The sequence below is a fragment of the Nocardia pseudovaccinii NBRC 100343 genome, from assembly GCF_001613225.1.
Classification (GTDB): Bacteria; Actinomycetota; Actinomycetes; order Mycobacteriales; family Mycobacteriaceae; genus Nocardia; species Nocardia pseudovaccinii.
This window is the reverse complement of sequence record NZ_BDBY01000250.1, coordinates 38,378-61,238: the sequence shown is the minus strand read 5'-3', so window position 1 is coordinate 61,238 and position 22,861 is coordinate 38,378. Positions and strand designations below refer to the sequence as shown.

General features: G+C 65.2%; 23 protein-coding genes. 6 read left to right on the top strand and 17 right to left on the bottom strand.

Annotation, left to right across the window (positions count from 1 at the left end; all coding sequences use genetic code 11):
* Positions 1–60 precede the first annotated feature (60 nt).
* Together NP3_RS31190 and NP3_RS31185 are read right to left on the bottom strand one after the other, a co-directional pair.
* On the bottom strand, positions 61–420 hold the full coding sequence (locus NP3_RS31190) for a hypothetical protein (RefSeq protein WP_307679596.1): 360 nt from the start codon (positions 418–420) through the stop codon (positions 61–63).
* Between the two features lie 5 nt (positions 421–425).
* The gene (locus tag NP3_RS31185) at positions 426–1,343 is read right to left on the bottom strand and encodes a cupin domain-containing protein (RefSeq protein WP_218024970.1); all 918 of its coding nucleotides are present in this window, start codon (positions 1,341–1,343) and stop codon (positions 426–428) included.
* A gap of 209 nt (positions 1,344–1,552) precedes the next feature.
* On the opposite strand from NP3_RS31185, the gene NP3_RS31180 reads away from it, so the two are divergent.
* Entirely contained in the window at positions 1,553–2,032 is a 480-nt protein-coding gene (locus NP3_RS31180) for a cupin domain-containing protein (RefSeq protein WP_157124674.1), read from the top strand.
* Positions 2,033–2,118: 86 nt separating this feature from the next.
* Here the strand turns inward: NP3_RS31180 and NP3_RS31175 are convergent, their stop codons facing one another.
* The 3 genes from NP3_RS31175 to NP3_RS31165 all read right to left on the bottom strand — a co-directional run bounded on the left by NP3_RS31175 (position 2,119) and on the right by NP3_RS31165 (position 5,122).
* Positions 2,119–2,496: a carboxymuconolactone decarboxylase family protein gene (locus NP3_RS31175; protein ID WP_063045181.1), complete on the bottom strand. Its 378-nt coding sequence runs from the start codon at positions 2,494–2,496 to the stop codon at positions 2,119–2,121.
* 61 nt (positions 2,497–2,557) lie between these two features.
* Positions 2,558–3,760 (bottom strand): CaiB/BaiF CoA transferase family protein, encoded by a 1,203-nt coding sequence (locus NP3_RS31170; protein WP_063045180.1) that lies wholly within the window; start codon positions 3,758–3,760, stop codon positions 2,558–2,560.
* 9 nt (positions 3,761–3,769) lie between these two features.
* Positions 3,770–5,122, bottom strand: coding sequence for an amidohydrolase family protein (locus NP3_RS31165; RefSeq protein WP_063045179.1), 1,353 nt, complete (start codon positions 5,120–5,122; stop codon positions 3,770–3,772).
* 228 nt (positions 5,123–5,350) lie between these two features.
* On the opposite strand from NP3_RS31165, the gene NP3_RS31160 reads away from it, so the two are divergent.
* Positions 5,351–6,319, top strand: coding sequence for an alpha/beta hydrolase (locus tag NP3_RS31160; RefSeq protein ID WP_063045178.1), 969 nt, complete (start codon positions 5,351–5,353; stop codon positions 6,317–6,319).
* Between the two features lie 15 nt (positions 6,320–6,334).
* Here NP3_RS31160 and NP3_RS31155 read toward each other — a convergent pair whose 3' ends face one another.
* From NP3_RS31155 to NP3_RS31135, 5 genes are all read right to left on the bottom strand, one after another.
* Positions 6,335–6,880 carry a MarR family winged helix-turn-helix transcriptional regulator gene (locus NP3_RS31155; RefSeq protein ID WP_063045177.1) on the bottom strand — a complete coding sequence of 182 codons (546 nt, stop codon included), beginning with the start codon at positions 6,878–6,880 and terminating at the stop codon, positions 6,335–6,337.
* Between the two features lie 220 nt (positions 6,881–7,100).
* Positions 7,101–8,537: an aldehyde dehydrogenase family protein gene (locus tag NP3_RS31150; protein ID WP_063045176.1), complete on the bottom strand. Its 1,437-nt coding sequence runs from the start codon at positions 8,535–8,537 to the stop codon at positions 7,101–7,103.
* Positions 8,538–8,621: 84 nt separating this feature from the next.
* Positions 8,622–10,178: an AMP-binding protein gene (locus tag NP3_RS31145; RefSeq protein ID WP_063045175.1), complete on the bottom strand. Its 1,557-nt coding sequence runs from the start codon at positions 10,176–10,178 to the stop codon at positions 8,622–8,624.
* Complete coding sequence (locus NP3_RS31140) at positions 10,175–10,774, bottom strand: carboxymuconolactone decarboxylase family protein (RefSeq protein ID WP_063045174.1); 600 nt, start codon at positions 10,772–10,774, stop codon at positions 10,175–10,177. Before NP3_RS31140 ends, NP3_RS31145 begins: the two co-directional genes overlap by 4 nt.
* Positions 10,775–10,825: 51 nt before the next feature.
* Positions 10,826–11,968 carry an amidohydrolase family protein gene (locus NP3_RS31135; RefSeq protein WP_063045173.1) on the bottom strand — a complete coding sequence of 381 codons (1,143 nt, stop codon included), beginning with the start codon at positions 11,966–11,968 and terminating at the stop codon, positions 10,826–10,828.
* 300 nt (positions 11,969–12,268) lie between these two features.
* Here NP3_RS31135 and NP3_RS31130 point away from each other — a divergent pair, with 300 nt between their 5' ends.
* From NP3_RS31130 to NP3_RS31115, 4 genes are all read left to right on the top strand, one after another.
* On the top strand, positions 12,269–13,168 hold the full coding sequence (locus NP3_RS31130) for a TauD/TfdA dioxygenase family protein (RefSeq protein ID WP_063045172.1): 900 nt from the start codon (positions 12,269–12,271) through the stop codon (positions 13,166–13,168).
* 4 nt (positions 13,169–13,172) lie between these two features.
* Positions 13,173–14,057 (top strand): beta-keto acid cleavage family enzyme, encoded by an 885-nt coding sequence (locus tag NP3_RS31125; protein WP_063824960.1) that lies wholly within the window; start codon positions 13,173–13,175, stop codon positions 14,055–14,057.
* Between the two features lie 162 nt (positions 14,058–14,219).
* Positions 14,220–14,966 carry an SDR family NAD(P)-dependent oxidoreductase gene (locus tag NP3_RS31120; RefSeq protein WP_218024969.1) on the top strand — a complete coding sequence of 249 codons (747 nt, stop codon included), beginning with the start codon at positions 14,220–14,222 and terminating at the stop codon, positions 14,964–14,966.
* A 40-nt stretch (positions 14,967–15,006) separates the two neighbouring features.
* Positions 15,007–16,206 carry an amidohydrolase family protein gene (locus NP3_RS31115; protein WP_063045169.1) on the top strand — a complete coding sequence of 400 codons (1,200 nt, stop codon included), beginning with the start codon at positions 15,007–15,009 and terminating at the stop codon, positions 16,204–16,206.
* A 64-nt stretch (positions 16,207–16,270) separates the two neighbouring features.
* Here NP3_RS31115 and NP3_RS31110 read toward each other — a convergent pair whose 3' ends face one another.
* The 7 genes from NP3_RS31110 to NP3_RS31080 all read right to left on the bottom strand — a co-directional run bounded on the left by NP3_RS31110 (position 16,271) and on the right by NP3_RS31080 (position 22,780).
* Positions 16,271–17,191, bottom strand: a complete 921-nt coding sequence (locus tag NP3_RS31110; protein ID WP_218024968.1) for a carboxymuconolactone decarboxylase family protein — start codon at positions 17,189–17,191, stop codon at positions 16,271–16,273.
* Positions 17,192–17,270: 79 nt separating this feature from the next.
* Positions 17,271–18,461: a lipid-transfer protein gene (locus tag NP3_RS31105; protein WP_176582820.1), complete on the bottom strand. Its 1,191-nt coding sequence runs from the start codon at positions 18,459–18,461 to the stop codon at positions 17,271–17,273.
* Positions 18,458–18,898, bottom strand: a complete 441-nt coding sequence (locus NP3_RS31100; RefSeq protein WP_063045167.1) for a Zn-ribbon domain-containing OB-fold protein — start codon at positions 18,896–18,898, stop codon at positions 18,458–18,460. The genes NP3_RS31105 and NP3_RS31100 overlap by 4 nt, the downstream gene beginning before the upstream one ends.
* On the bottom strand, positions 18,895–19,851 hold the full coding sequence (locus NP3_RS31095; protein WP_063045166.1) for an acyl-CoA dehydrogenase family protein: 957 nt from the start codon (positions 19,849–19,851) through the stop codon (positions 18,895–18,897). Before NP3_RS31095 ends, NP3_RS31100 begins: the two co-directional genes overlap by 4 nt.
* Positions 19,848–21,005, bottom strand: a complete 1,158-nt coding sequence (locus NP3_RS31090) for an acyl-CoA dehydrogenase family protein (RefSeq protein ID WP_063045165.1) — start codon at positions 21,003–21,005, stop codon at positions 19,848–19,850. The genes NP3_RS31095 and NP3_RS31090 overlap by 4 nt, the downstream gene beginning before the upstream one ends.
* Before the next feature lie 180 nt (positions 21,006–21,185).
* Positions 21,186–22,358: a thiolase C-terminal domain-containing protein gene (locus tag NP3_RS31085; protein ID WP_063045164.1), complete on the bottom strand. Its 1,173-nt coding sequence runs from the start codon at positions 22,356–22,358 to the stop codon at positions 21,186–21,188.
* On the bottom strand, positions 22,355–22,780 hold the full coding sequence (locus NP3_RS31080) for a Zn-ribbon domain-containing OB-fold protein (RefSeq protein WP_063824959.1): 426 nt from the start codon (positions 22,778–22,780) through the stop codon (positions 22,355–22,357). The genes NP3_RS31085 and NP3_RS31080 overlap by 4 nt, the downstream gene beginning before the upstream one ends.
* Between the last annotated feature and the right edge of the window lie 81 nt (positions 22,781–22,861).

Here is a 22,861-nt window from a genome sequence, read left to right as displayed (position 1 = left end):
CGAACCATCTCACGTGACACGCTGCTCGGTCGAGGTCGCCCCAACCGAAGATCAGCGCGGTCAGTCCGAAGCCGGCAGCGGCTTGGCACCTTTGAGCGGCAGCGGAACACCGTTCAACGCAAGCGTGCCTTGCCCCGCCTTCGTGCACAGCAACTCCACGCCGAGTTCATCATCGGCGTAACGCTTCCCGAGCTGCGAACCGTCCATCTGCCCCGGATCCGGGGTACCGGTGGTCCCGGTCTTCGGCCCCTTCGCATCGACCATCGCCGCGCCACCGCAGGTGATCTCCAGATCATCCTCCGGCCAGCGAACGACGATCACCGTCGTCGCGTCGACCGTGCTGGCGAGCATCTGCCCTACGCTCGGTTTCATCACAACTTCCTCCGCAGCTCTCGTCGCGCCAATGGAGTCGTCCAGCAATTTCCTCAGGTGAACAAGCGCGTTTCCGCGGCCACCGTGCGGCAGAGCTCGAGGAGTTGCGCGCCATCGGATCCCGCCACGGCTTCGGGTACCTCGATGTTCGGTTCGGTGATCACGATGTCGTCGACGTCTAGACGACGTTCGCCCAATGTCAGATCGCCTTCGGTCACAAGAGACCAGCGCCAGTCGCTGAGTTCGTGTGCGGGAATCGTCTCACCTGGCGCCAGCCTGGTGCTCAGGGCAACGCCGCGATCCGGATCGTCACTCGGGCCGAGATCCCAGCGTCCGGCATCGGTCAGGCTGCCCTTGACGAGCCCAGGTGTCCCATCGATCTTCATCGTCTGGTTGCCCTGGTTCTGTTCGGCACCGGGTGGCCGTGAACCGAAGTTGAAGGCGCCTGCCGGACCGTGCTTGAAAATCCCCGGCCGGTACATGAGCCGACCCGGACCGACCAGGGTCGGATGGTCGTGGTACTCGGCGGCGTAGCCGCCGCCCTTCTTGTTCCGTGCGAAGATTTCCAGCAGCTGACAACCTCGGGGACCGTTCACCATCGGCCCGTATTCCACGTACGGCGCGGCGACAAGGGTGTCTCCGCGCTTCATCACCCAGTCGCCGACAAGTACCGAGCCGTCGAGCACGGTGATAAACATCCAGTCGTCGTGCCAGTGCAGTGGCCAGATCTGGTTGGCGGGCATCCTGATGTCGGGGATGCACATCCGGAACTCGTCATCATCGGCCCCCAGATACCACAGGTCCTGCCACGTCAGACCTCCGATGACATCGGAGTGCACGACGTCGTCGGGCCCGTTCGCGCCACCGGGTTCCAGGCGTGTCAGAGTGACGCCGGGCGCTAGAACCTCACCGTGCGCCACCGGGAGTGGTCGACTGGTTTTGCTGGCCGCGCTGCCCATAGTGTTCCCCATTGATCGATATTCGCCGCACCTGGCAATAAGTGTGGCCCAACATGGTATTCCGACTATAGGTATGCATAACAGATGTCGTCAAGATAAAGTTGGCTAACAGATATTTTGATAGCATATCAACTGTCGGACGGCCGAATTCCGCCCCCCGACCTCGGAAGAGGGTGGGGCTGGTCGGCTTCAGCCGTAGCACTGGATCGGGAGGTCAGCACGTGGATGGAGAGCTTGTCGTTCGTCGGGTGATCACCGGAGTCGACGATGTCGGCGACGCATCAATACTCGGCGACGGCGCGGTCACAGAAGTCAGGGCGCTGCCGAACATTGCGGGATGGGCGATCGCGACCGTCTGGCAGAACGATCGCGCTCCGCAAGTTCCGGTTCGTTCGGCCACCGAGGGATTGACGGAGGTAGCAGACCAGAGATTGTTGCCGACGGGCGCGATTCGCTTCCTGATCTGGCAGCTGCCTCCCGAGAGCGCCGGAGAGAACCCGGCCGGCATGCACCAAACCGACACCATCGATTGCATCGCGGTGCTCTCGGGGACGGTGACCCTCGTGCTCGGCAACGGAGACGAAGTCGAACTCGCAACCGGGGATTGTCTCGTGCAGGGCGGCAATCTCCACCACTGGCGGAATAAGACATCGGAGGCGTGTGTCATGGCCATCTTCATGGTCGGCGCGCCTCGGGTGTGATTCCCAGAGGTAGCGCAACGCGACTCGTCACTCGGACAGGTGTACTCAGCGCTGAGCATGGATGTGCTCAGCGCTGAGTTTCACCCCTAGGATTCGGCGACTTCCGCTCGCTCCATCAGATCGGCGATCTTCTCTGCTGCCGACACAACGAGCGGGAAGCCGACATAAGGGATCAATTGGGTCAAGATCTCGCCGATCTCCGTCTTCGTGAGACCGTTGGCCAGACCACGCAGTGTGTGCAGCTTGAGCTCTTCGGCGCAACTGAGCGTGACCAGTGCGGCGATGGTCGCGATGCTGCGGTCTCGCTGCGAGAGCTCCGGCCTGGGCCAGATCTCCCCGTATGCGAAGCTCGCCGCGAACTTGCCGACATCGGGAGCGACACCGGCGACCTTCGGACTGAGGGCCGCGAGAACCTCTGCTCGCAAGGCTCTGATCGAGGCGGTAGATTCGACAGTTTCGGACATTGTCATCCTTCGATCGGGCTGTCTGAGCTCGGGCCGGCACGGCGACCGGAACCAGCGATGGTCACAGGATCGCGCCGAGATCTTTCAGAGCAGCGATGTCGTCCCACGAATAGCCGTGCTCCAGGAGCACCTCTTCGGTCTGCTGGCCGTGCGCAGGCGCGGCGGCGACCGGCCCGAGCGGTGCCCGATCGAACTGCACCGGCGGCGTCACGCTGCGCGCCTCGACCCCGTGACCATCGATGGACGACAGGTAGCCGTTCGCGATGACTTGCGGATCGGACAAGACCTCCGGCACCGTCTGACACACCGACCAGACCCCGCTGAAGGTGGCGAGCCGTTCGCGCCACTCGTCCAACGTGGCCGATGCGAAAGCCTCGTCGAGTTCGCGGATGCACTCGCCGCGATTGCCTGCCCGCGCTTCGAACGTCGCGAAGCGCTCATCGGCCGCCAGCTCAGGCCGGCCGATGTGCTCACAGAAACTGCGCCAGTGCGGGTCGGGCTGCAGCACCACCAACCAGATCCACCGGTCATCCTTGGTCCGGTACGAGTTCACCAGCGGGTTCGGCACCGCGGTCCGGCTGCCCCGCGTCATGTCGACACCGCCGACGCCGCGGTTGGCCTCCATGTTGAGCACCACCGCGAACATCCAGAGACCAGCGTGTAGCAGCGAGGTATCGATTTCGGACGGCACGCCTTTTCGTTCACGCTTGTACAGCGCGGCGGCGACAGCACCGGCGAGACTGATCCCGCCGACACAGTCCCCGGTCCCGCCCGGCTGATGCACGGGTTGGGCGGCACTCGGCAGCGTCAAGTAGTTGGCGATGCCGGAGCGAGCCCACGCCGAGGCGAGGTCGAAGCCGCCTACTTCGGCGTCGGGGCCTCGGGTGCCCTGGCCCGTGGCGCGGGCATAGATGATCTTCGGATTGTCGGCGCGGATGTCATCGAGGTCGATGCGCAGTCGCTTGCGCGATTCGGTGAGCAGGCTCGTCACGAAGACGTCGGCGTCGCGCAGCACTTTCGACAGAACCCCACGGCCCTCCGAAGTCCGCAGGTCCACTGCCAGGCTGCGCTTGCCGTGGTTGGCCAACTCGATCGCGGGAGCGACCGTGCCGGTGGCGAAATATCCGCGATAGGGGTCGCCGCCTTCAACCATTTCGATCTTGAGTACGTCGGCGCCCCAGTCTGCGAGGATTGCGCCGCAACTGGGCGCGAACATCCACGCCGAGACCTCGACAACGCGTACCCCCTCGAGTACGTCATACATTGGGCTCGCCTACCGAGCCGCTTCGGCGGCGGCCTGGCGCTCGTTGTAGCGGGCCACTTCCTTAGCTTGCTCGGACTCGCTGCGGTACCCGGTCGAGATGATGCCGCCGATCGTGGTGACCTTGGGCCCGCGGTGGCGCTCATGGGATACCGCCGACACGTCGCGTCCGGCGACCTCCGCGCGCAGTGCAGCGACGGTGCAGCGTTCCCGCGGCCGGATCTTGAACGGGTCGAACGAGTAGAGATCGAGCACGTTCGCGTGCGTGATCTTGTTGACGACCTCGTCGGAGACACTGTCGTCGAAGTGCGCGGCGAGCGCCTCGGGCGAGCGCGGCCATGTGGAGTCCGAATGCGGGTAATCGCATTCCCACGTCACCATGTCTGTGTTCATTGTGTCGAGACTGGCGATGCCGAAATGGTCGTCGATAAAACAGGTGATGATGTTGGACTTGAAGACATCGCTGGGCATGCGATCGCCGAAGTCGGCTCCGGTCCATGCGCCGTGCTGAGTGTAGGTGTAGTCGACCCGCTCGAGGAAGTAGGGAACCCAGCCGATGCCGCCCTCGGACAGCGAGATCTTCAAGTTGGGGAACTTCTTGAATACATCCGACCAAATCAGGTCGGCCGCGGTGTCGAACAGCGTGATCGCGGTGCCTGTCATCTGCACGGAGTACGGGGCGTCGGGCGCCGTCATCGAGACCGACGACGACGATCCGAGGTGCATGCAGACCACCGTCCCGACCTCCTCACATGCGGCCCAGAACGGATCCCAGCTGGAGCTGTGCAGTGACGGGAGGCCGAGCTTGTACGGGTTGGCAGAGAAGGTCACCGCGTGACAGTCCCGCTCGGCGAGTCGACGCACCTCCTGCGCCTGCAGTTGCGGATCCCACAGCGGGGTAATACCGCAGGGCACGAACCGATCGGGGTACTGACCGGCCCACCCCTCGAGGTGCCAGTCGTTATAGGCCCGGACCATTGCCATCGCCTGATCGGGAGACTTATCGGCGTTCGTCAGGAACGTCTGCCCGGCGAACCGGGCGAAGGTCGGGAAGTTCAGCGCCGCCAGGACGCCGTTCGCGCTCATGTCCTTGACCCGCTCATGGACGTCGAACGTGCCGACGCGCATGTCGTCGAAGGAGTTCGGCTCCATGCCGTACTCCTCTTTCGGACGGCCGGCGACGGCATTCAAGCCGAAGTTGGGTAAAACATTGCCCTCGTAGATCCAGCAGTCGTGGCCGTTCTCGTCGCGCCGCACGAAGGGTGTCTTTTCGGCGAACTTCCGGGGAACCCTCCCCTCGAACATGTCCGGCGGTTCGATCGCATGGTCGTCCACACTGATCAAGATGTAGTCGTCGCTGTTCATACGAAACCCTCCATTGCGCTCGCCACAGCCGTTGACATTGACACCCCGCCGGGCGGAATCTTTCGAAATCCGGTGGAGATTCTGCGGCACCAGCAGATACTAGGCTATGCGACAATCTTATAGCCTGTCAATCGAATCACAGTGCTGAAGGGAGCGCACACGCACAGTCCGATCGGCCATCGAGCTGCGGACAATCGTTGCAAGGCAGCCACGCCACGGAATGGGGATATGACATTGACCGAGATCGATCCGAGCCGGTTCGCCATCCATGACCACTACGGCCGCGGGTTCCGGCAGGCGTTCGTGCGCGAGGGAGTCGGCGGGGTGCCACTGCTCTGCATCCACGGCTGGCCGGAGACCAAGCGCATCTGGTGGCGGGTGATCGAGCCGCTGGCGGCCGCCGGTTTCGAGGTCATCGTGCCCGACCTGCGCGGCTTCGGCGATAGCGAGATCGGGCCCGATGGCTATCACGATGTCGCCGCCCACAGCCTCGACATGCACGACCTTGTCCGCGGGCTGGGGCACGAGCGAGTCGTGGTATGCGCAGGCGACCTGGGCGGGCCGATCGCCCAGGATCTGGCCCTGCGGTTTCCCGACCTGGTCCAGCGGATGGTGCTGTTCAACTGCCCGCTGCCGTACGACCGCGAGACCATGTCGCACCTGCGGACCCGCTCACCCCGTGAGGCGCGCGATTACTACCTCCGACAGGGGACCGACGCCGATGGATTGGCGGCCGAACTCGACACGCCCGCCAAGCGATGCCGCTACATCGCGACCTTTTACACCTCACGCTTCTGGGCACACCCGGGGGCGTTCATCGGGGACGGCGAGAGTGAGCGTGTCGATATCTCGCCGATAGTGCAGTTCCATGCGGCCCCGTTCATGGACGCCGCCAAGTTGCGAGCGAGCTTCGGGCCCTACGAGAGCGTGTTCTCGGCGTCAGCTCGCTCCGCACCCACGCGACTGACGCGCAATCCCGATGTCGAGGTTCTCGTGCTATTCGGAGTCAGCGACCGGGTGGTCGCGCCCGACTTCGACCGCATCGCCGCACTGGTGTTCCCAAGGCATCTCGGTCCGTTCCTCATCCGCGACTGCGGGCACTTCGTGCCATGGGAAGCCCCCCACGTGGTCGTGTCCGCTGCGCGACTGCTGTGCCGTGATCTCCTCGAACCCGGCCGAGCATCGTCAGGTCGGTGATTTGGTTGTCGCGCCCTATTCGCTTGCGGTATCTCGGCGTTCGAGCACGGCAGCGACTCTGTCCAAGCCGTCGAGGAGGCTCTTGGTGGTATCGGAGTCGAGGTCGGCCAAGCCGTACTGGATCGCGGAAAGCTCCCTGTGAGCGCGCTCGTACAGGGCGCGACCCTCTGGTGTCGCGACCGCCAGGATGCCACGCCGATCGTTGGGATCCGCGCGACGCTCGATCAAACCACCACGGACGAGGCGGTCGATCGTGGCGGTCATGGTGGTCGGATGGACCGATGCGCGCGCGGCGATCTCTCGGAGTTGAAGACCTTCGGGCTCCGGGCACACCACGGCGAGCACCTGATACTTGGCGTGCGATGTCCCGAGTGGGCTCAGTACGGTATCGAGCTCGCGCAGCAGCAGCTCACGGGCCCGCAGCAGCAAACCCGCGAGCACTACTCGGTCGGCGGTCGCGGTGTCGAGGTCATACATCCTGTTCACCGAGGTGGTGAGCCGCAGGCTGGTCACCGAGCGTGCGACACCCGTGGCGTCCACCGCGACCGCCGCTGGGGTCACGCGGTCACCGTCTGGTCCTACCGCCTGGTGGCGGACCTGGGGATTTCTCCTTCCCGCGACCCGGGGCTGCCTCCTCCGCATTTCTGGACTCCTGTTCGCTCCGCTGCGCGGACTTTGGACTCGGCCGTAGTTACTGGTTGGTCCGTCCGTCATATATTCATTAAACCGCCCCGGCCTTTGGGTGGTTATTTCGGCGGCCGGGTCACCGGGCAGAGGCTCCTTACTGATAGCCCATCGCCAGGATGCTCATGGGTTCTGTCTCGTTGACGATCAGCGCCTTCTTGCGGAAGTAGCGCAGCAGCCCATTGGGCCCCATACGCGAGCCGCCGAGGCCGGACTGATTGAACGAGTTCTTCTCGGCGTCTCGAACGATCATGATGCTGAGGCCGGCGTCCTGAAGCGCGATCGCGCCCGCGTTCAACTGCTCGCCGAGCCTGCGGGCCTCGGCTACGTCACCCGCGATGACCGCCGCGGACAAGCCGTATTCGGAGTCGTTCGCGAGCGCGAGCGCCTCCTCCTCGGTGGTATACCGCATGACGGGAGTGACAGGCCCGAACGTCTCCTCCGTCATGATCCGCATATCGTGGGTGACATCGACGAGTACGCCCGCCTTCATGAAGTGGCCGCCCCCGAGATTCTGGCTCTTGCCGCCGGCGACCAGCCGTGCGCCCTTGGCGAGGGCATCGTCGATGTGGGCGTCGACGGTGGCAGCCTGCCTGCCGAGGATGAACGGACCAAGGTGCCCTGCGTGCGGGTCGGGGTAGCTCAGCTCGAGCTCGTTCGCCTTGCGCACCAGCGCGGCGACGAACTCGTCGTGTACGGACGCCTCCACATAGACCCGTTCGGTGGAAAAACAGATCTGCCCGGTGCACCAAGCCGATGAACGCAGCACCGAGGTGGCCGCACGGTCGAGGTCCGCGCTCGCGGTCACGATTGCGGCGTCCTTCCCGCCCATCTCGAGGAACGCCGGGATGAATCTGGCCGCGCATGCCTCGGCGACCTTACGTCCGTTCGTGACGCTGCCGGTGAAGCACACGGAGTCGACGCACTGGATCAATTGCTGGCCGGTCCGCCCGTCACCGGTCACATACTGGAATACCGCGGCCAGCTCGGGGACTTGCCGGAGCGACTCGACCACCGGCTCGACGAACCGCGGCGCGATTTCGCTGGGCTTCACAAGGACAGCACAGCCTGCGATGAGCGCCGGGATGGCATCGAGCACCGACGCGTTGAACGGGTGATTCCACGGGCTGATCACCCCGAGCAATGGGTAGGGACTGAGCTGGGTCGTGAAACCCACATTCGGCGCCGTGCTGCTTCTGCCCTCGAGCGACCCTGCGCGCAGGATCGCCGGAGCGATCTTGCACCAGCCCTGGATCGAGGCGGCGACCTGGTGCGGAATCTGATATGAAAGCTCGTGCCGACCGGTGTCCGCGGCCTCGGCGGCACCGATCGCCGTGGCGTGCTCGATGATCACGTTCGCCCATCGCTGCATGATCTCCAGCCGTTCTTCGAGCGGCCGCGCGCTCCACCCGCGCTGCGCTTCGCGCAGACTTGCCGCGATGTCGCGGAGCTCGGCCTCGGTCGGCGGAGTGATCCGGTAGTCGATCTCACCGGATCGAGGGTTGCGGACCTCGATGGTGGCTGGAGTGTCCATGTTTCTCTCCTCATTGAGCGATTACTCGAGCGACGGATCGTGACGACTACTGCTCTCTCGGACAACGCGGCCAAGAGAGATCGGCTAGTTGACCAGGCGGCTTCGGTCACCCCAATGCCTGGCGCGCAGGGCTTTCTTGTCGGGTTTGCCGAGCGGGCTGAGCGGGATCGTGTCGACGAAATCGAGCGACTTCGGGGCGTGGAGCGAACCGAGCCGGTCCTTCACGAAATCGATCAGCGAGTTCTCGGTGACGCCGTCATGGTCGGGCCGACGGACCACGACCGCTTTCACGGCTTCGCCCCATCGCTCGTCGGGAATGCCGATGACCGCCACCTCGCCGACAGCGGGATGGACACCGAGACAGTCCTCGATCTCGCGCGGATAGATGTTGAACCCGCCGGAGACAATCATGTCTTTCTTCCGGTCGACGACATAGAGGAAACCCTCCTCGTCTTCTGTCGCCACATCTCCCGTGTGCAGCCAGCCGCCTTCGAGCGCCGCCGCCGTCTCGGCCGGACGACCCTTGTAGCTCTCGAGCGCGACGAGCGGACCGCGCACGCAGATTTCGCCGGGCTCGCCACGCGGAACGACGTTGCCGTCCTCGCCGAACAAGCTGACCTCGATACCCGGCACCGGTCGCCCGCACGACGACAGCCGCCGCGGCGCGCGCAAGTCGTGCTCCTCTTTGCGCAGCACGCTCATGGTCATCGGCGCCTCGGACTGTCCGTAGAACTGGAAGAAGACCGGTCCGAAGATCCTGATCGCCTCCGCCAGCCGTGTCGGCGAGCACGGCGCGGCACCGTAGAAGATCGTCTCGAGGCTGGTGTGGTCCGTGTGCGCTAAGGACGGCTCGTCCAATATCCGGTAGAGCTGGGTCGGCACGATCAGCGCGGCCGTCGCCCGGTGCTGCTCGACCGCCGCAAGCCACGTGTCCGGGGAGAAGCCCGGCAGCAGGACGACCGAGCCACCCCGGGCGAACGTCGGGGGCAGCACCGTTCCAGCGGCGTGGTTGAGCGGGGTCGACAGCAGGATTCGCACTTCATCCGGCCACTGCCAGTGCTCGAGCATCGCCGCCGCCGCGAACGCCTGAGCGGTCGGCGACATGATGATGCCCTTGGGCCGGCCGGTCGTGCCGCCGGTGTAGACGAGTGCGCGCGGCACCTGCACGGGCCCGGTCTCGGGTGGTTGCGGCGCCTCGGCCGACGCCGCGCCGATCAGGTCGAACCCGATCCCGGCCGGTCCCAGCGAAGCGACAGTCCGCAACGGGACTTCGGTGCCCAGTGTGACGACGATGTCTTCGTAGCGAGGATCGAAGACGATGCCGTCGAGTTCGGCGTCCCGCAGGATGAACGCATGATCGTGGACCGAGCCCAGCGTATGCAGCGAGGTCGTGCGCACGCCGATCAGCTGAGCGGCCGTCCTCACGTAGAACAGCTCAGGGCGATTCCCGGACAAGATGGCCACACCGTCGCCGGGCCCGATGCCGCAGGTCAGCAGTGCCCGGGCAATACGGTGGATCGACTCGAGCACCTCGCGATAGCTGATCGTCGCACCCTCGAAGAAAAAGCACGGCCGGTCGCCGTAGGCGGCGAGGTACTCGAGCACCGGTAGGCGTAACGACGCCGCTGTCTGATCGGTCACTGCGGGGTCACCTCCTCGCAGCGCTCAGGGATGGCGTCGTACTCCAGTTGCAGCGAACGGCACAGCAGTCCGAACATCACGTATTGGGCTGCGATATAGCTGGCCTCGACAATGGCTACCTCGGAGAAATGCGCGCGGAGCCGGTCATAGGTGATGTCCTGCGAGCGTCCACCCCCCAGGGAGATCTCGTCGGTGAGTGCGAGCAGGACACGTTCCTGCGGGGAGAACGCCGTCGAGGTGGTCCACACCGGGATCTCGTCGGCCTTTTCCTCCGGATACCCGGTGGCCCGCAAGAATTTTCGGTGCTGCGAGTACTCGAATCTGCTTTCGACATTGAATGCCGCCCGGACTATCACCAGCTCGCGCTGGGCACGGCTGAGCTCACGCGAGGTGGACCGGACGAAGTCGTCGGCGAACGCCCTGGCGTGGACGATGATCTCGGGTACGTTGGCCAGGACCGTCCAGAAGTCACCCGGCGAGCCCGTCGCCGTGCCGGGCTCGGCGACGGGATCACGACCAGGGGAGAAAATGTCGTCGTAGATCGCCCTGACCTGCGGCGGGGCAGCGCGACGTGCGACCGGTGTCAGGCGCGCCATCAGCTCGGTACCCCCGGTTCTGATCGCCTGCCGGATCCGGCAGGCGATCGCTCAGCCCACGAGGGCATCGGCGTCGGCCATCTTCCAGTTGAAGACACGCTCGGCATTGCCGTGCGTGATCGCATCGATCTCCTCCTGGGTGCAGCCGGCCTCACGGAAGGTCTCGTCGGCCGACTGCTGACTTTCCGGCCAGGTGGTGTCGTTGTGCGGATAGTCGCACTCCCACATGATCCGATCGACGCCGATGTCGTCGCGGTACCGCAGGCAAATCGGCTCCTCGACCATGCACAGATACATGTTCTTACGGAAGATCTCCGACGGAAGGATGTCATCGGTGCCGTTGTAGGCCCCGTGGCGCACCCAGAACCGGTCCGCCCGCTCCAGCGCATTCGGCACCCATCCGATGCCGCCCTCCGAGAACACGAACTTCAGGGCCGGGAACTTCCGGCACACCGGGCTCATCATCAGGTTGACCGATGACATGATCGAACCGACCTGCAGCAGCGAGAAGGTCACCACCTCGGGTGCGTCCGGAGATGGAGTCGGCCGCCAGGTGCTGGTACCGATGTGCAAGCACATCACGATGTCGCGCTCCTCGCAGGCCCGCCAGATCGGATCCCAGTACGAGTTCCAGTAGGACGGCATGCCGATAGGCACGGCGTTCTCGGGAAACGAGATGGCCCGCGCGCCGCGGTCGGCGCAGCGGTGGATCTCGCGGGCCGCGGCCTCCGGATCCCACAACTGGCAGATGATGGTCGGCACGTACATACCGGGCGGCCCGGCCGGGCACCACTCATCGATGACGAAGTCGTTGTACGCCCGCACACACACGTCGGCCAGTTCCTTGTCATCGAATGTCAGGAACAGGGTGCCGGAGAACCGCGGGAGCGTCGGGAACAGCACCGAGGCGAAAATGCCATCGGACATCAGGTCCTTGGCCCGCTCGACCGGGTCATAGCATCCCGCCCGCATGTCTGAGAACCGGATGGGGTCCAGATTGACCTGATCCTTGGGGCGGCCGACGACCGCGTTCAGGCCCATCGTCTCGCCACGCATCCCGGCGTAGATCCAATACTCGCGGCCGTCCTCCTCGATCACGCGCGGCGCGGTCTCGCGGAACTTGGCCGGCACCCGGTCCTGCCACACCCGGGCGTGCTCGATGATGTGATCATCTGCGCTGAAAAGTCTGAGCATGGCGACCCTCCCATGTAGTGAACTCGTGCACTGAATCGCCGCGTTGTCTCGGCAATTCGAATATTAGTCGGTAATACGATTATCGGCAACCATATCACTTGTGGATCGAGCAGCGCCCACCTCTTGACAGGTTAGGCGATCATCGGACAGCCTACTATTTGGGTGGACCTCTCACGGCCGCCCCATTTGTCGAAGGGAGCAGACATTGTTGTCAGCCACGCCCACAGCGCGTGATCTCGAATTGACGATCATGCCGTGGCGCAATCTCGACCCAGCCGAAACCGACTGCGGGGCCAGACCATGACGTCCTTGGAATCGAATCCGACCGCCGCGCCTTCGGCCGCCGCGGCAGTACCGGTGATCACGCCCCAGACCGGCACGGTCGGAGCCACGATCACCGGGATCAACCTTCGCGTTGAGCAATCAGCCGGTACCAAGCGGCTGCTCGATAGAGCTCTGCATGAGCACGGCGTGCTCTTCGTGCACTTCGACGGTTTCATCGAGGACGCGGATCACAAGCGATTCGCGGCAATTTTCGGGGAGCTGCACGAGTCCTATTTCAACCGCGGCACCGGTGACCCATACGTCAGCGTCCTCGACAGTGAGAGAACCGGCAGCCCGTCCTACGGCACGGACCGTTGGCACACCGACGCGTCCGTGGTGGCGCAGCCTCCGCTGGCCGCATCACTGCGGGCCATCACGTTGCCCCGAACCGGTGGGGACACCATGTGGGCGAGTATGTATGCCGCGTACGAGGCCCTGTCGTCGCACTACCAACGGCTGCTCGAGGGGCTCGAGGCCCTGCATTCGAGCGAAGCGCTCTACCGCGCCAGGCCGGCCGCGCGCGAGGCGAACCTGTACGGCGAGCAGCAGACGGCGGTCCATCCCGTTGTCGTCCGCGACCCGGTGACCAATCGTCCGGCGCTCTACGTCAACAGCGGTTATACCGAACGCATCCTCGGGTTGACCGATCACGAAAACGACAGCCTGCTCAGGATGCTGTTCGATCACGTCAATACACCGGATTTCCACGTACGGCTCGAGTGGGATACCCACACCGTCGTGGTCTGGGAAGAGCGCATCACCCAGCATCGCGCCATCAACGACTACACGGGCCACCGGGTCCTGCATCGCATCGTCGTCGATGGTGATCGGCCGGAAGCCTACAACGGAAATCGCAGCGAAGAAGCAGAGCGGTGAATCGATGGAAAAACTGATCATCCAGGTCCGCGTCAACGAAGGAACGATGCGGGAGGTGAGCCCGAACGTCCCCTACAGCCCCGCGGAAATCGCCGATCAGTCCATCGAATGCTGGCGGCAGGGCGCGTCGATCGTGCACTACCACGCCCGCGACCCCGAGACCGGCGCGAAGTCCGCCGATACCGAGCTCTACGCCGACACCGTACGGCGGATCAAGAAGGAATGTGACCTCATCACCTTCCCGACACTCGGCGCCGCCATGCTGCCGACTCCCGCCGAGCGCTTGGCACACATCGTCGAAATGGCGAAAGATCCGGCAACCAAGCCTGATTGCATCCCGGTCGACATGTTGACAACCAACCTCGGTAGCTACGACGCGAACAGCAAGCAGTTCACCGGGAGCGGAGACCAGATCTATCTGAACACTCCGAACATCCTCCGGCAGCTGTGCGAGGAGTCTCGCGCCGTCGGTGTCAAGCCGGTGTCGATGATGTGGAACGTTGCCGGTGTGCGGCTGACCGAGGCGTTTGTCGAGATGGGTTTGTACGACGAGCCGCTGCTCTGCGAGTTGTCGCTGTTCGGCGACCACTTCCGCGGCTACGGGCACCCGGGAACCATCAAGGGGTTGTACGCGTCGCTGGATTTCTTCCCACCTGGCGCGAACTGGATTTGGATGGCGAATCTCGTTGGCGGCAACGCGTTTCCGGTCCTGGCGGCAGCCATCGCGCTCGGGGGCCACGTCGCCATCGGCGTCGCCGACCACGCCTACCCGGAGCTCGGCAACCCCACCAACGCGCAGCTGGTCGGCTACGTCGTCGAGATGGCCCGGTATATGGGACGAGAAGTCGCCACGGCGACCGAAGCTCGAGAAATTCTGGGCCTCACCTGAGTCCGGGGATACCCATGGGAAGGCGCCCGCGCATTCCCATGGGTATCGAAAACCTTCAGTCCCGATGCCGAGTGAGCCGAGTGGTGAACGGTGCGTGGCAGTTGGGAAATCACCGGAACAGGAGTGACAGGTCCGATGGAGTTAGCAGGGAAAGTGGCCATCGTGACGGGCGGAGCCGGCAATCTCGGTTCAGCGTGTGCGCGCCGGATGGCGATCGAGGGGGCAGCAGTAGTCGTCGTCGACCGTCCGAACGCGGGGGTCACCGGCGTCGTCGAGGAGATCATCCGGGCCGGCGGCCGAGCGACCGGTTTCGAAGGCGATATCAGTCACGAGCCGGATGTCGAAGAGATGATCGGCCTCGCGGTTCATGAGTACGGGCGGCTCGACACTCTCGCCAATGTCGCTGCCACGGTCAGGGACAGCGACCGTGTTCTGGACAAGATGGATATCGAGCTCTGGGACCACATCATGGCCGTCAACGTCCGCGGAGCGATGCTGGGCTGCAAGCATGCCATCCCGGCGATGCTGTCACACGGGGGTGGATCGATCATCAACTTCACCTCGACGGCCGCGTTCTTCGGTGACACGACCCGCATCGCGTACGCCACGTCGAAGGCGGCGCTCGTCGGACTCACCCGTGCGGTCGCCACCGCCTACGGCAAGCAGGGAATTCGCTGTAATGCCATCGCCCCCCACGCCGTATGGGCCGAGGCCACCAAGGCAAGGTTCGGTGAGGAATGGCTCGATCTCGTCGAACGCACCCTCGTGACGCCGCGCCTCGGCGTTCCCGATGACATCGCACACATGGTCGTCTTCCTCGCATCGGACAAATCCGCGTTCGTCACCGGGCAGAGCATGTTCGTCGACGGCGGCGGTACCGCCCACCAATCGTGGGTCGGCGTCCGGTAGCGGACCCGGTCCGGGTGCCGCGAACAGAAGTGGAGCGACAATGACGCAGAAATCGTTGGATTGGCTGATTTCGGTTGACGACCATGTGCTCGAACCGCCGGGCGTCTGGCTCGATCGTGTCCCGGCCAGGGATCGTGACCGGGCACCGCACATCGAACGCGACAGCACCTCGGAGTGCTGGGTCTACGAGGGAAAGCGGATCCCCACAACCGGTTTGGCGGCTGTGGCGGGCAAGTCGAAGGAAGAGTTCAACCCCGAACCGGTCACCTATGAGGAAATGCGTCCGGGCTGCTACGACCCACGCGCACGGGCCCAGGACATGGACCAGGCGGGGATCCTCGCGTCACTGTGCTTCCCTTCGGTCACCCGCTTCTGCGGGCAGATCTTCCTCGAAGCCAAGGACCGGGAGTTCGCGTTCGTCTGCCTCCAGGCATACAACGACTGGATGATCGACGACTGGTGCCAGGCGGTGCCCGGGCGGTTCATCCCGCTCGTCCTCATCCCGCTGTGGGATCCCGCGCTGGCGGCACGGGAGCTGGAACGCTGCGCAGCGAAGGGCGCGACGTCATTCGCGTTCACCGAGAACGGGGCACCACTTGGCCTGCCCACCCTCTTCGACACCGCCCGGTACTGGGACCCGATGTTCGCCGCCGCGGCGGACCTCGGGATGGTGGCGTCGATCCATGTCGGATCCTCGTCGCAGGTGCATCGAATCGCCCCGGACTCGCACTTCATCGCCGATGAATCGTGGGGCGCTGTACGCACATCAGCGGCGTTGCTCGCCCTGCTCTTCAGCGGAATCCTCACTCGTTTCCCGGGTTTGCGGGTCGCGCTGTCGGAAGGTGGGATCGGTTGGATCCCCTACTTCCTCGAACGGGCCGAGCAGGTCCTGGACAAGCAGAAACACTGGGTCAAGAAGGGCCTGCACTATCGCAACCACGCGGGCACCGACATCGACCTGGAGAATCTGGATATCCGGGCGCTGTTCAAGGACCACATCTACGGCTGCTTCATCGACGATATCCATGGGATCGCCAGCATCGACGAGATCGGCGTGGACAACGTGATGTGTGAGACGGACTATCCGCATTCCGACTCGACCTGGCCCGACAGCATCGGGTTGATCAAGAACCGCATCGGACATCTCGCCCCGGACGTCCAGTACAAGATTCTGCGGGGCAACGCCGAGCGCCTCTATCGCTTCACACCGGCCGAACCTCCTTTCCTCGCCACGGCCTGACCGCGGCAAGCAGAACACCCCACATCAATAGCCTGATGTGGGGTGTTTTGTGCTGCGGCGTAGTTCAACCGAGCTCGGTCGGCTTCAACAGCCCGCGTTGGAGAAACACGTCGCGAGCCACGTCGGTCGCGGTCTGCCAGCCGGCGATGCCCGAATAGACCCCGGCATGGGCGAACACCTCGTGCAACTCCTCCGGGGTGACGCCGAGGTTCAGCGCAACGTTGATGTGCGCGTGCAACTGGTCGTTCAAGCGCAGGGCCTGAAGCACACCCACAGTGATGAGGATTCGGGTGCGGAAATCGAGACCAGGACGATTCCACACCTCGCCGTATGCGTATTCGGCTTGGATCTGCATTATCTCGGCTTCGATGGCGAGCGTCTCCGACGCGGTGATCGCGGCAGGGGTGCCGGCCAATGGCGCGAGTGCTGGAGCGTCATGACTGGTGCCGATCTTTCCCAGGCATAGGGCACGCTGCACGTGTTCGGCCGCGACGCGGCGCTGCGCACGCGTCGTCGGAGCGATCGGCACCAGTGCGGCGCCCGTACCGGGTTCGAGTACCCCGCGCTCGACGAAGACATAGCGCACGATATTGCTTGCGTTGTGCCAGGTCGAGCCTCCGGTATAGACACCGACATGTAGCAGGATCTCCGAAATCTCCTCGGGGGTGAGGCCGAGATTGAGCGCATTGTTGACATGGATCGCCAGCTGATCCTGCTGACAGGTTCCGGTCAGCACGCCGAGCGTGATGAAGCTGCGCTCTCGGATCTCGAGCCCGGGCCGTCCCCAGATCTCGCCGTAGCCGTAGGACTGGATGCCGTAGATCTCGTCATCGATCGGTAGTTTGGTCGATGCGGTCACGGCGTGCGCGCTGCCCGGGCGTGGCGGCATCCGCGGCGCATCCGGTTGGGTGCCTTTGCGTTGCACACCCAGCAGCGAACGGACGCGTTCGTCGGCTGCTTCGCGCTCCTGTTGGCTCATCGACATTGTTGAACCTCTTTCTGTTGTCGAGCTTTGCTGCTGTCGTTGCGGTCGTGCCGGTTCGACGTCCTGGAGCGAGCCTGGATCAGGTACTCAGGACGACTGCCGAGCCGTGGCCGAAGAGACCCTTGTTGGCGGTGACACCGACGCGAGCACCTTCGACTTGACGCCCGTTCGCCCGGCCCTGGAGCTGCCAGGTGATCTCGCATACCTGGGCGATGGCCTGCGCCGGCACCGCTTCCCCGAGACAGGAGAGCCCACCGCTCGGGTTCACCGGGATCCGCCCGCCGAGTGCGGTCTCACCTGCGCGCAGCAGCTTCTCGGCGGTACCGGGCGCACAGAATCCGAGGTGCTCGTACCAGTCGAGTTCGATCGCGGTCGCGAGGTCGTACACCTCGGCGACATCGACATCGTCTGGGCCGATACCGGCCTGGTCGTACGCCGTGTCGCCGATCGAGTCCATGTACGCGCGTTGCGGAGCGGGCACCACGACCGATGAGTCGGTGGCGATGTTCGGCAGCTCGAGCACGGTGTTCGGGTAGGTCGGCGTGACGCTGGCGACGCCCCGGATGCGCACTGCCGACGCGGCGCCGGCCAGTTGGCGGGCTTTGGACTCGCTCATCAGCACCAGGGCCGCGCCGCCGTCGGACGTCGCGCAGATGTCGAGCAGGTGCAAAGGATCGGAGACAATCGGCGAGGCGAGTACGTCCGCTGCCGTGACCTCCTTGCGGAAGCGCGCGCGTGGATTGGCGAGACCGTGGCGGGCGTTCTTCACCTTGACCGCGGCGAAGTCGTCCACGGTGGCCCCGTAGAGGTCGATGCGCCTACGGGCCGCCAGTGCGAAATACGCCGGGTTCGTCGCGCCGAGCAGGCGGAACCGCAGCCAGTCGGGGTCACTGGGGCGGTCGCCGGCGTTGGGAGCGAGGAAGCCTTTGGGCGTGGTGTCGGCCCCGACGACGAGGGCGATGTCGCACAGTCCGGCGAGGATCCGGGCCCGCGCCACGTCGATCGCCATCGTGCCCGACGCACAGGCGCCGTACGCCGTCGCCAGCTGAGCACCCGACCATCCAAGTGCCTGTGCGATCGACGACCCGGCGACGTAGCCCGCGTACCCGTTGCGGACGGTCTCGCCGGCCGCGACGAACTGCACATCACGCCAGTCGATGCCGGCGTCGGCGAGTGCCGCCGTGGCGGCCTCGACGCCGTACTCGACAAACGAGCGGCCCCACTTGCCCCACGGGGTCATTCCAACGCCGGCAACGATCACGTCATTCACCCCGCCACCTCCATCGGGCGCCACTTCCAGATCGTGTAGTCGTGATCGTCGTCGCTGAACAGGGTGTCGATCACCAGCCGCACGCGCGTACCCACCCGTAGGTCGTCCACCGACACGTCGGCGACGGCCTGGCCGAGGATCACCAGGCCGCTGTCGTCGACCTCCACCGCGAGCAGTGCGCACGGCCGGTACGGCTCCCCTGCCGTGACATACGGGGACGGCGGCTGGTAACGCAAGTCGGTGTAGCTCCACACGGTGCCTGCCGAGCCCAACCTCTCCTGCGCGAACTCGTGTCCGTCGCACCCGGGATTGCCGCAGCGGTAGCTAGCCGCGGGGAACGCCACCGTGCCACAGGTCGTGCATCGGCTGCCGATCAAGGCTGGACCATCCTCGGTGAACCATCCCTCGGCACCGAGCGCCGGCACTCTGGCTCTCATCGCATCTCCTCCAGGGTCCTCGCGACGACATCGGTATGAAATGCCCGGTCGCCCCAGGACCGGGCCAGCGCCCACGCACGTTTCATCAGCAGGTGCAGGTCGTGCTCGACCGTGTAGCCGATGGCGCCGTGACATTGCAGTGCGGCCCTGCTGGTGACGGCGGCGGCATCGGACGCCAGCGCCTTGGCCATCGATACGTCGCGAGCGGCTGTCGGTGCTCGCGATGCGAGCGAGTAGCCGCCCCGTAGCACCGCGGGAGCGGCGAACTCGATCTGCACCAGCGCGTCGGCCAGACGGTGCTTCACCGCCTGGAACGAACCGACCGGCACACCGAACTGATGCCGCGCACTGACATAGGCGACGGTGAGGTCGAGCATCCGCCGACTCAGCCCCACGAGTTGGGCAGCCGTGCCGAGGGCGCCGTGCTGGTGGGCAATGGCGATCTCGGTGGGGTCGTCGGAAACGAGCGTGCCTTCGCCCACCGCTGTCACCGTGGCGGCGCGCCGGGCGCCGTCGACAGTCGCCACGTCGGCGACCACGACCTCGTCGGGGTGGTATGCCCGTACTGTCGAACCAGCCCGAAGCAGCAGAACGTCGGCGTCGGCGGCGCACGGTACGAGCCGACCGCCGAGGTCGGTAGCGACCAGGCCGGACAGGCCGAGCGGTGCTGCCACCATCGCGGTCTCGACGACCGGATGCGGCAGCGCGGACCTGCCGGTCTGTTCCAGAACGGGCACAAGGGCGCATTCGTCGAGGCCGAGACCGCCGCGCGACTCCGGGACGAGCATCGACAACACGCCCATCGCGTCGAGGCGCTGCCAGGCACCCCGGTCGAGCTTGCCGGGCGGTGCTTCCCAGGCCGCCCGCACCACGGGCAGCGGGCATTCCTTGGCCAACAACTCCGCCACCGCATTGCGGAACGCCGACTGCTCGTCGGTCAAGGCGAACCTCATCGCGGCAACCCCAACAGTCGTTCAGCGGCGATATTCCGCTGAATCTCGTTGGTACCGGCATAGATCGGGCCCGACAGCGAAAACTGCCAGCCCTTGCTCCACGAGCCATCGCGCTCGGCCTCTTCGCCGAGCAGGTCCATGGCGACCTCGTGGAGTTCGATATCCAGTTCGCTCCACCACAGTTTGCTCACACTGGCTTCGGCTCCGACCGGCTGACCGGCATCCAGGCGGGTCACCGTTTGCAACGTCTGCAACTGGTAGGCCTCGGCCTTCATCCACGCATCGGCCACCCGCCGACGCAGGTCGAGATCGCCGCCCCGCTGAGCGAGCAGATCGCCCAAGCGGCCCGCGGTCGCCAGAAATCGCCCCGGCGACCGCAACGTCAGACCGCGCTCGGAACCTGCCGTGGCCATCGCCACGGCCCAACCATTTCCCGGCTGCCCCAGCACGACACCACCCGCCACCGCGTCATCGACCAGGAACGCCTCGTCGAAGAAGACCTCCGCGAAACCTTCGTCGCCGTCGAGCCGACCGAACCCGCGCACGGTCACTCCTGGGGTGTCGAGCGGTACGAGCAGGTAGGTGAGGCCGCCGTGGCGTGTCACGTCGGAATCCGTGCGGAACAGGCCGAACAGATGGGTGCAGAACGCCCCTCGCGTCGTCCACGTCTTCTGGCCGTGCAGTACCCAGCCACCGTCGACACGCCGGGCCGTACTGGTTACCGAGGCGAGGTCGCTGCCGGCGTTCGGCTCGCTCCAGCCCTGACACCAGAGGTCCTCGGCACCGGCCATCCGCGGCAGAATGCCGTCGCGCTGGGCAGGAGTGCCGAACTCGTAAATAGACGGGGCCAAGAGGAAGATTCCATTCTGCGTGACACGGGCCGGTGCCCCGGCGCGGTAGTACTCCTCCTCGAAAAGCAGCCACTCCCACAACGATGCGCCACGGCCACCGTGCTCAGGCACCCACGAGATGGCCGCCCATCGGTCGGCGAACAGTCGGCGCTCCCATCGCAGGTGCTGAGCGAAACCCGCTCGGGTGTCACCGGACAGCACCGGACCGCCCAACTCGGCGCGCCACTCGGCCAGGTTTCGTTCCAACCAGGTACGCGCCTCGAGCCGGAAGGCCTTTTCGGCCTCGTTCCAGGTCAGGTCCATCACTCACCCATTCCGAACGACGGCGAGGTCGCGCCGAACCGCACGCCCTCGAGCTCCACGCCGCGCAACAACAATTCGACGCGCGATCCGCGAGATTTAGTATGCTATCCGATTATCGCCTATCCAGTCAAATTATGATGACCGATCTCGGCACCTCACGAACCCGCGCCGATACGCGGTTCAGGCCTCGTTGGTGAGGACGACGGCGGCCGCGCCGTGACTCGGATCGCCAGCGTTGGCGACCGTCACGCGAGCGCCGCCGACCTGATGGAGCGCTCGGCCCTGGAGCTGTCGAACCGCCTCGATCAGCTGCGGTGTGCCGTGCAGCCGTCCTCGGCCGAGCGCGCCACCGTTGGTGTTGATCGGGATACGTTCGCTCGTGCCGCTCGCCAGGTAGTCGAGACCCTCACCTTCCGCACAGAACCCGAGCCACTCGGCCCAGAACGGAACGTAGTAGCTGAAACCGTCGTAAAGGTTCGCTTGATCGACGTCGGACGGATCCAGTCCCGCGTTCTCCCACAGCCGCGCGCCGAGCCGTCGCCCGCTCTCGGCGAGGTGCTCGTACTGCATGATGACGCTGTTGCGGGTGGGCAGCCCCAGGCTCACGTGGCCGGCGACGAAGGCAGGCCGGTGGCGCAGGTCCACGGCGCGATCGGCAGCCGCGACCACGACAGCGCCGCAACCGGTGACCGGCATATCGCAGTCGTAGAGCGACAGCGGCGTCGCGATCATCCGAGCCGCGAGGTATTCGTCGACCGAGAGTGCGCGGCCGGCGAAGACCGAGTCGGGGTCATCGGCGACGTAGTCGCGATTCTTCGACACGAATGCGGCCATATCAGCTCTCGACTTGCCGAATTTCCACAGGTAACGCGCATACGGCAGCGCGAACAGCATCACATTGTGGGCCAGTCCGTACGGGTGCGTGAACTGATTGTTCGCCTCGGCCGTAGTGACCTCGACCCGCCCGAACCGCCCAGGTGGGTTGAACATCGCGCGCCACACCAGGACGTGGCGAGCCGAGCCCGCGAGCACCGCGTTGATCGCCTCGCCGACCGCGCCGATCACCGTCCCCTGTGACACCGAGCATGCCCAGCCGAGATTGTCGAGGCCGAGTGTGCCCGCGACGTAGTTCACGCCGGCCACGTCGATACCGTCGACGATCGCACCGACGGGCCGCGAGGGGTTCGGATAGTTGGCCACCCCGTCGATGTCGTGCACGGATAAACCGCAGTCGTCGATGGCCCGCAAGCATGCCTGAACCACATGCGCGCCGAGCGGCGACGACGAGCTGCGAGCGACGTCGGAGAACCCGGTGCCGACGATCGCCGCGCCCCGACCGCGCCGGCGAATCATGCGATCAGCTCGTCGCGGAACCGGAACTGCGGGAGAGTACCCCCGCCGTCGGGAAGCTCTTCGAAGGCGACTTCGACACGAGCGCCGATCGGCACCTCCGTGCCGCCGAAGTCGACCAGGTTCGACACCACGACCAATCCTTCCTGCTCGTCCAGCTCAACGGCCGCGACGACGAGCGGGATACCCGCCGCGAAGCCGGGCACCAGCGCCTCGGTCATGACGGTGTAGGCGTAAATCGTTCCGAGGCCGCTGACTGGGTCGAAGCGCAGCTTCTCGCAATGACATCGCGAGCACACCGGAACGGGCGGATGGAACCGCTGCCCGCAGTTGCGACATCGCTGAATGCTGAGCACGCGCCGTGCCGCGGCATCCCAGAAACCGCGCGTCAGCTCGGTTGGCACCGGTTGAGGTCGACGAATCATCGCATCTCCTGCTCAATAAACGGCTAGCCTATTATCTGCCATCAAAGTTGTAAATCGGACCGGCAGAGGGAACGGGCGGCA

Excerpts from the sequence above, each read along its gene's own strand:
- NP3_RS31185 (WP_218024970.1), bottom strand. The coding sequence starts at position 1,343 with ATGGGGAACACTATGGGCAGCGCGGCCAGCAAAACCAGTCGACCACTC.
- NP3_RS31160 (WP_063045178.1), top strand. The coding sequence starts at position 5,351 with ATGACATTGACCGAGATCGATCCGAGCCGGTTCGCCATCCATGACCAC.
- NP3_RS31175 (WP_063045181.1), bottom strand. The coding sequence starts at position 2,496 with ATGTCCGAAACTGTCGAATCTACCGCCTCGATCAGAGCCTTGCGAGCA.
- NP3_RS31125 (WP_063824960.1), top strand. The coding sequence starts at position 13,173 with ATGGAAAAACTGATCATCCAGGTCCGCGTCAACGAAGGAACGATGCGG.
- NP3_RS31080 (WP_063824959.1), bottom strand. The coding sequence starts at position 22,780 with ATGATTCGTCGACCTCAACCGGTGCCAACCGAGCTGACGCGCGGTTTC.
- NP3_RS31165 (WP_063045179.1), bottom strand. The coding sequence starts at position 5,122 with ATGAACAGCGACGACTACATCTTGATCAGTGTGGACGACCATGCGATC.
- NP3_RS31170 (WP_063045180.1), bottom strand. The coding sequence starts at position 3,760 with ATGTATGACGTACTCGAGGGGGTACGCGTTGTCGAGGTCTCGGCGTGG.
- NP3_RS31095 (WP_063045166.1), bottom strand. The coding sequence starts at position 19,851 with ATGAGGTTCGCCTTGACCGACGAGCAGTCGGCGTTCCGCAATGCGGTG.
- NP3_RS31130 (WP_063045172.1), top strand. The coding sequence starts at position 12,269 with ATGACGTCCTTGGAATCGAATCCGACCGCCGCGCCTTCGGCCGCCGCG.
- NP3_RS31115 (WP_063045169.1), top strand. The coding sequence starts at position 15,007 with ATGACGCAGAAATCGTTGGATTGGCTGATTTCGGTTGACGACCATGTG.
- NP3_RS31090 (WP_063045165.1), bottom strand. The coding sequence starts at position 21,005 with ATGGACCTGACCTGGAACGAGGCCGAAAAGGCCTTCCGGCTCGAGGCG.
- NP3_RS31110 (WP_218024968.1), bottom strand. The coding sequence starts at position 17,191 with ATGTCGATGAGCCAACAGGAGCGCGAAGCAGCCGACGAACGCGTCCGT.
- NP3_RS31150 (WP_063045176.1), bottom strand. The coding sequence starts at position 8,537 with ATGGACACTCCAGCCACCATCGAGGTCCGCAACCCTCGATCCGGTGAG.
- NP3_RS31100 (WP_063045167.1), bottom strand. The coding sequence starts at position 18,898 with ATGAGAGCCAGAGTGCCGGCGCTCGGTGCCGAGGGATGGTTCACCGAG.
- NP3_RS31135 (WP_063045173.1), bottom strand. The coding sequence starts at position 11,968 with ATGCTCAGACTTTTCAGCGCAGATGATCACATCATCGAGCACGCCCGG.
- NP3_RS31140 (WP_063045174.1), bottom strand. The coding sequence starts at position 10,774 with ATGGCGCGCCTGACACCGGTCGCACGTCGCGCTGCCCCGCCGCAGGTC.
- NP3_RS31085 (WP_063045164.1), bottom strand. The coding sequence starts at position 22,358 with ATGATTCGCCGGCGCGGTCGGGGCGCGGCGATCGTCGGCACCGGGTTC.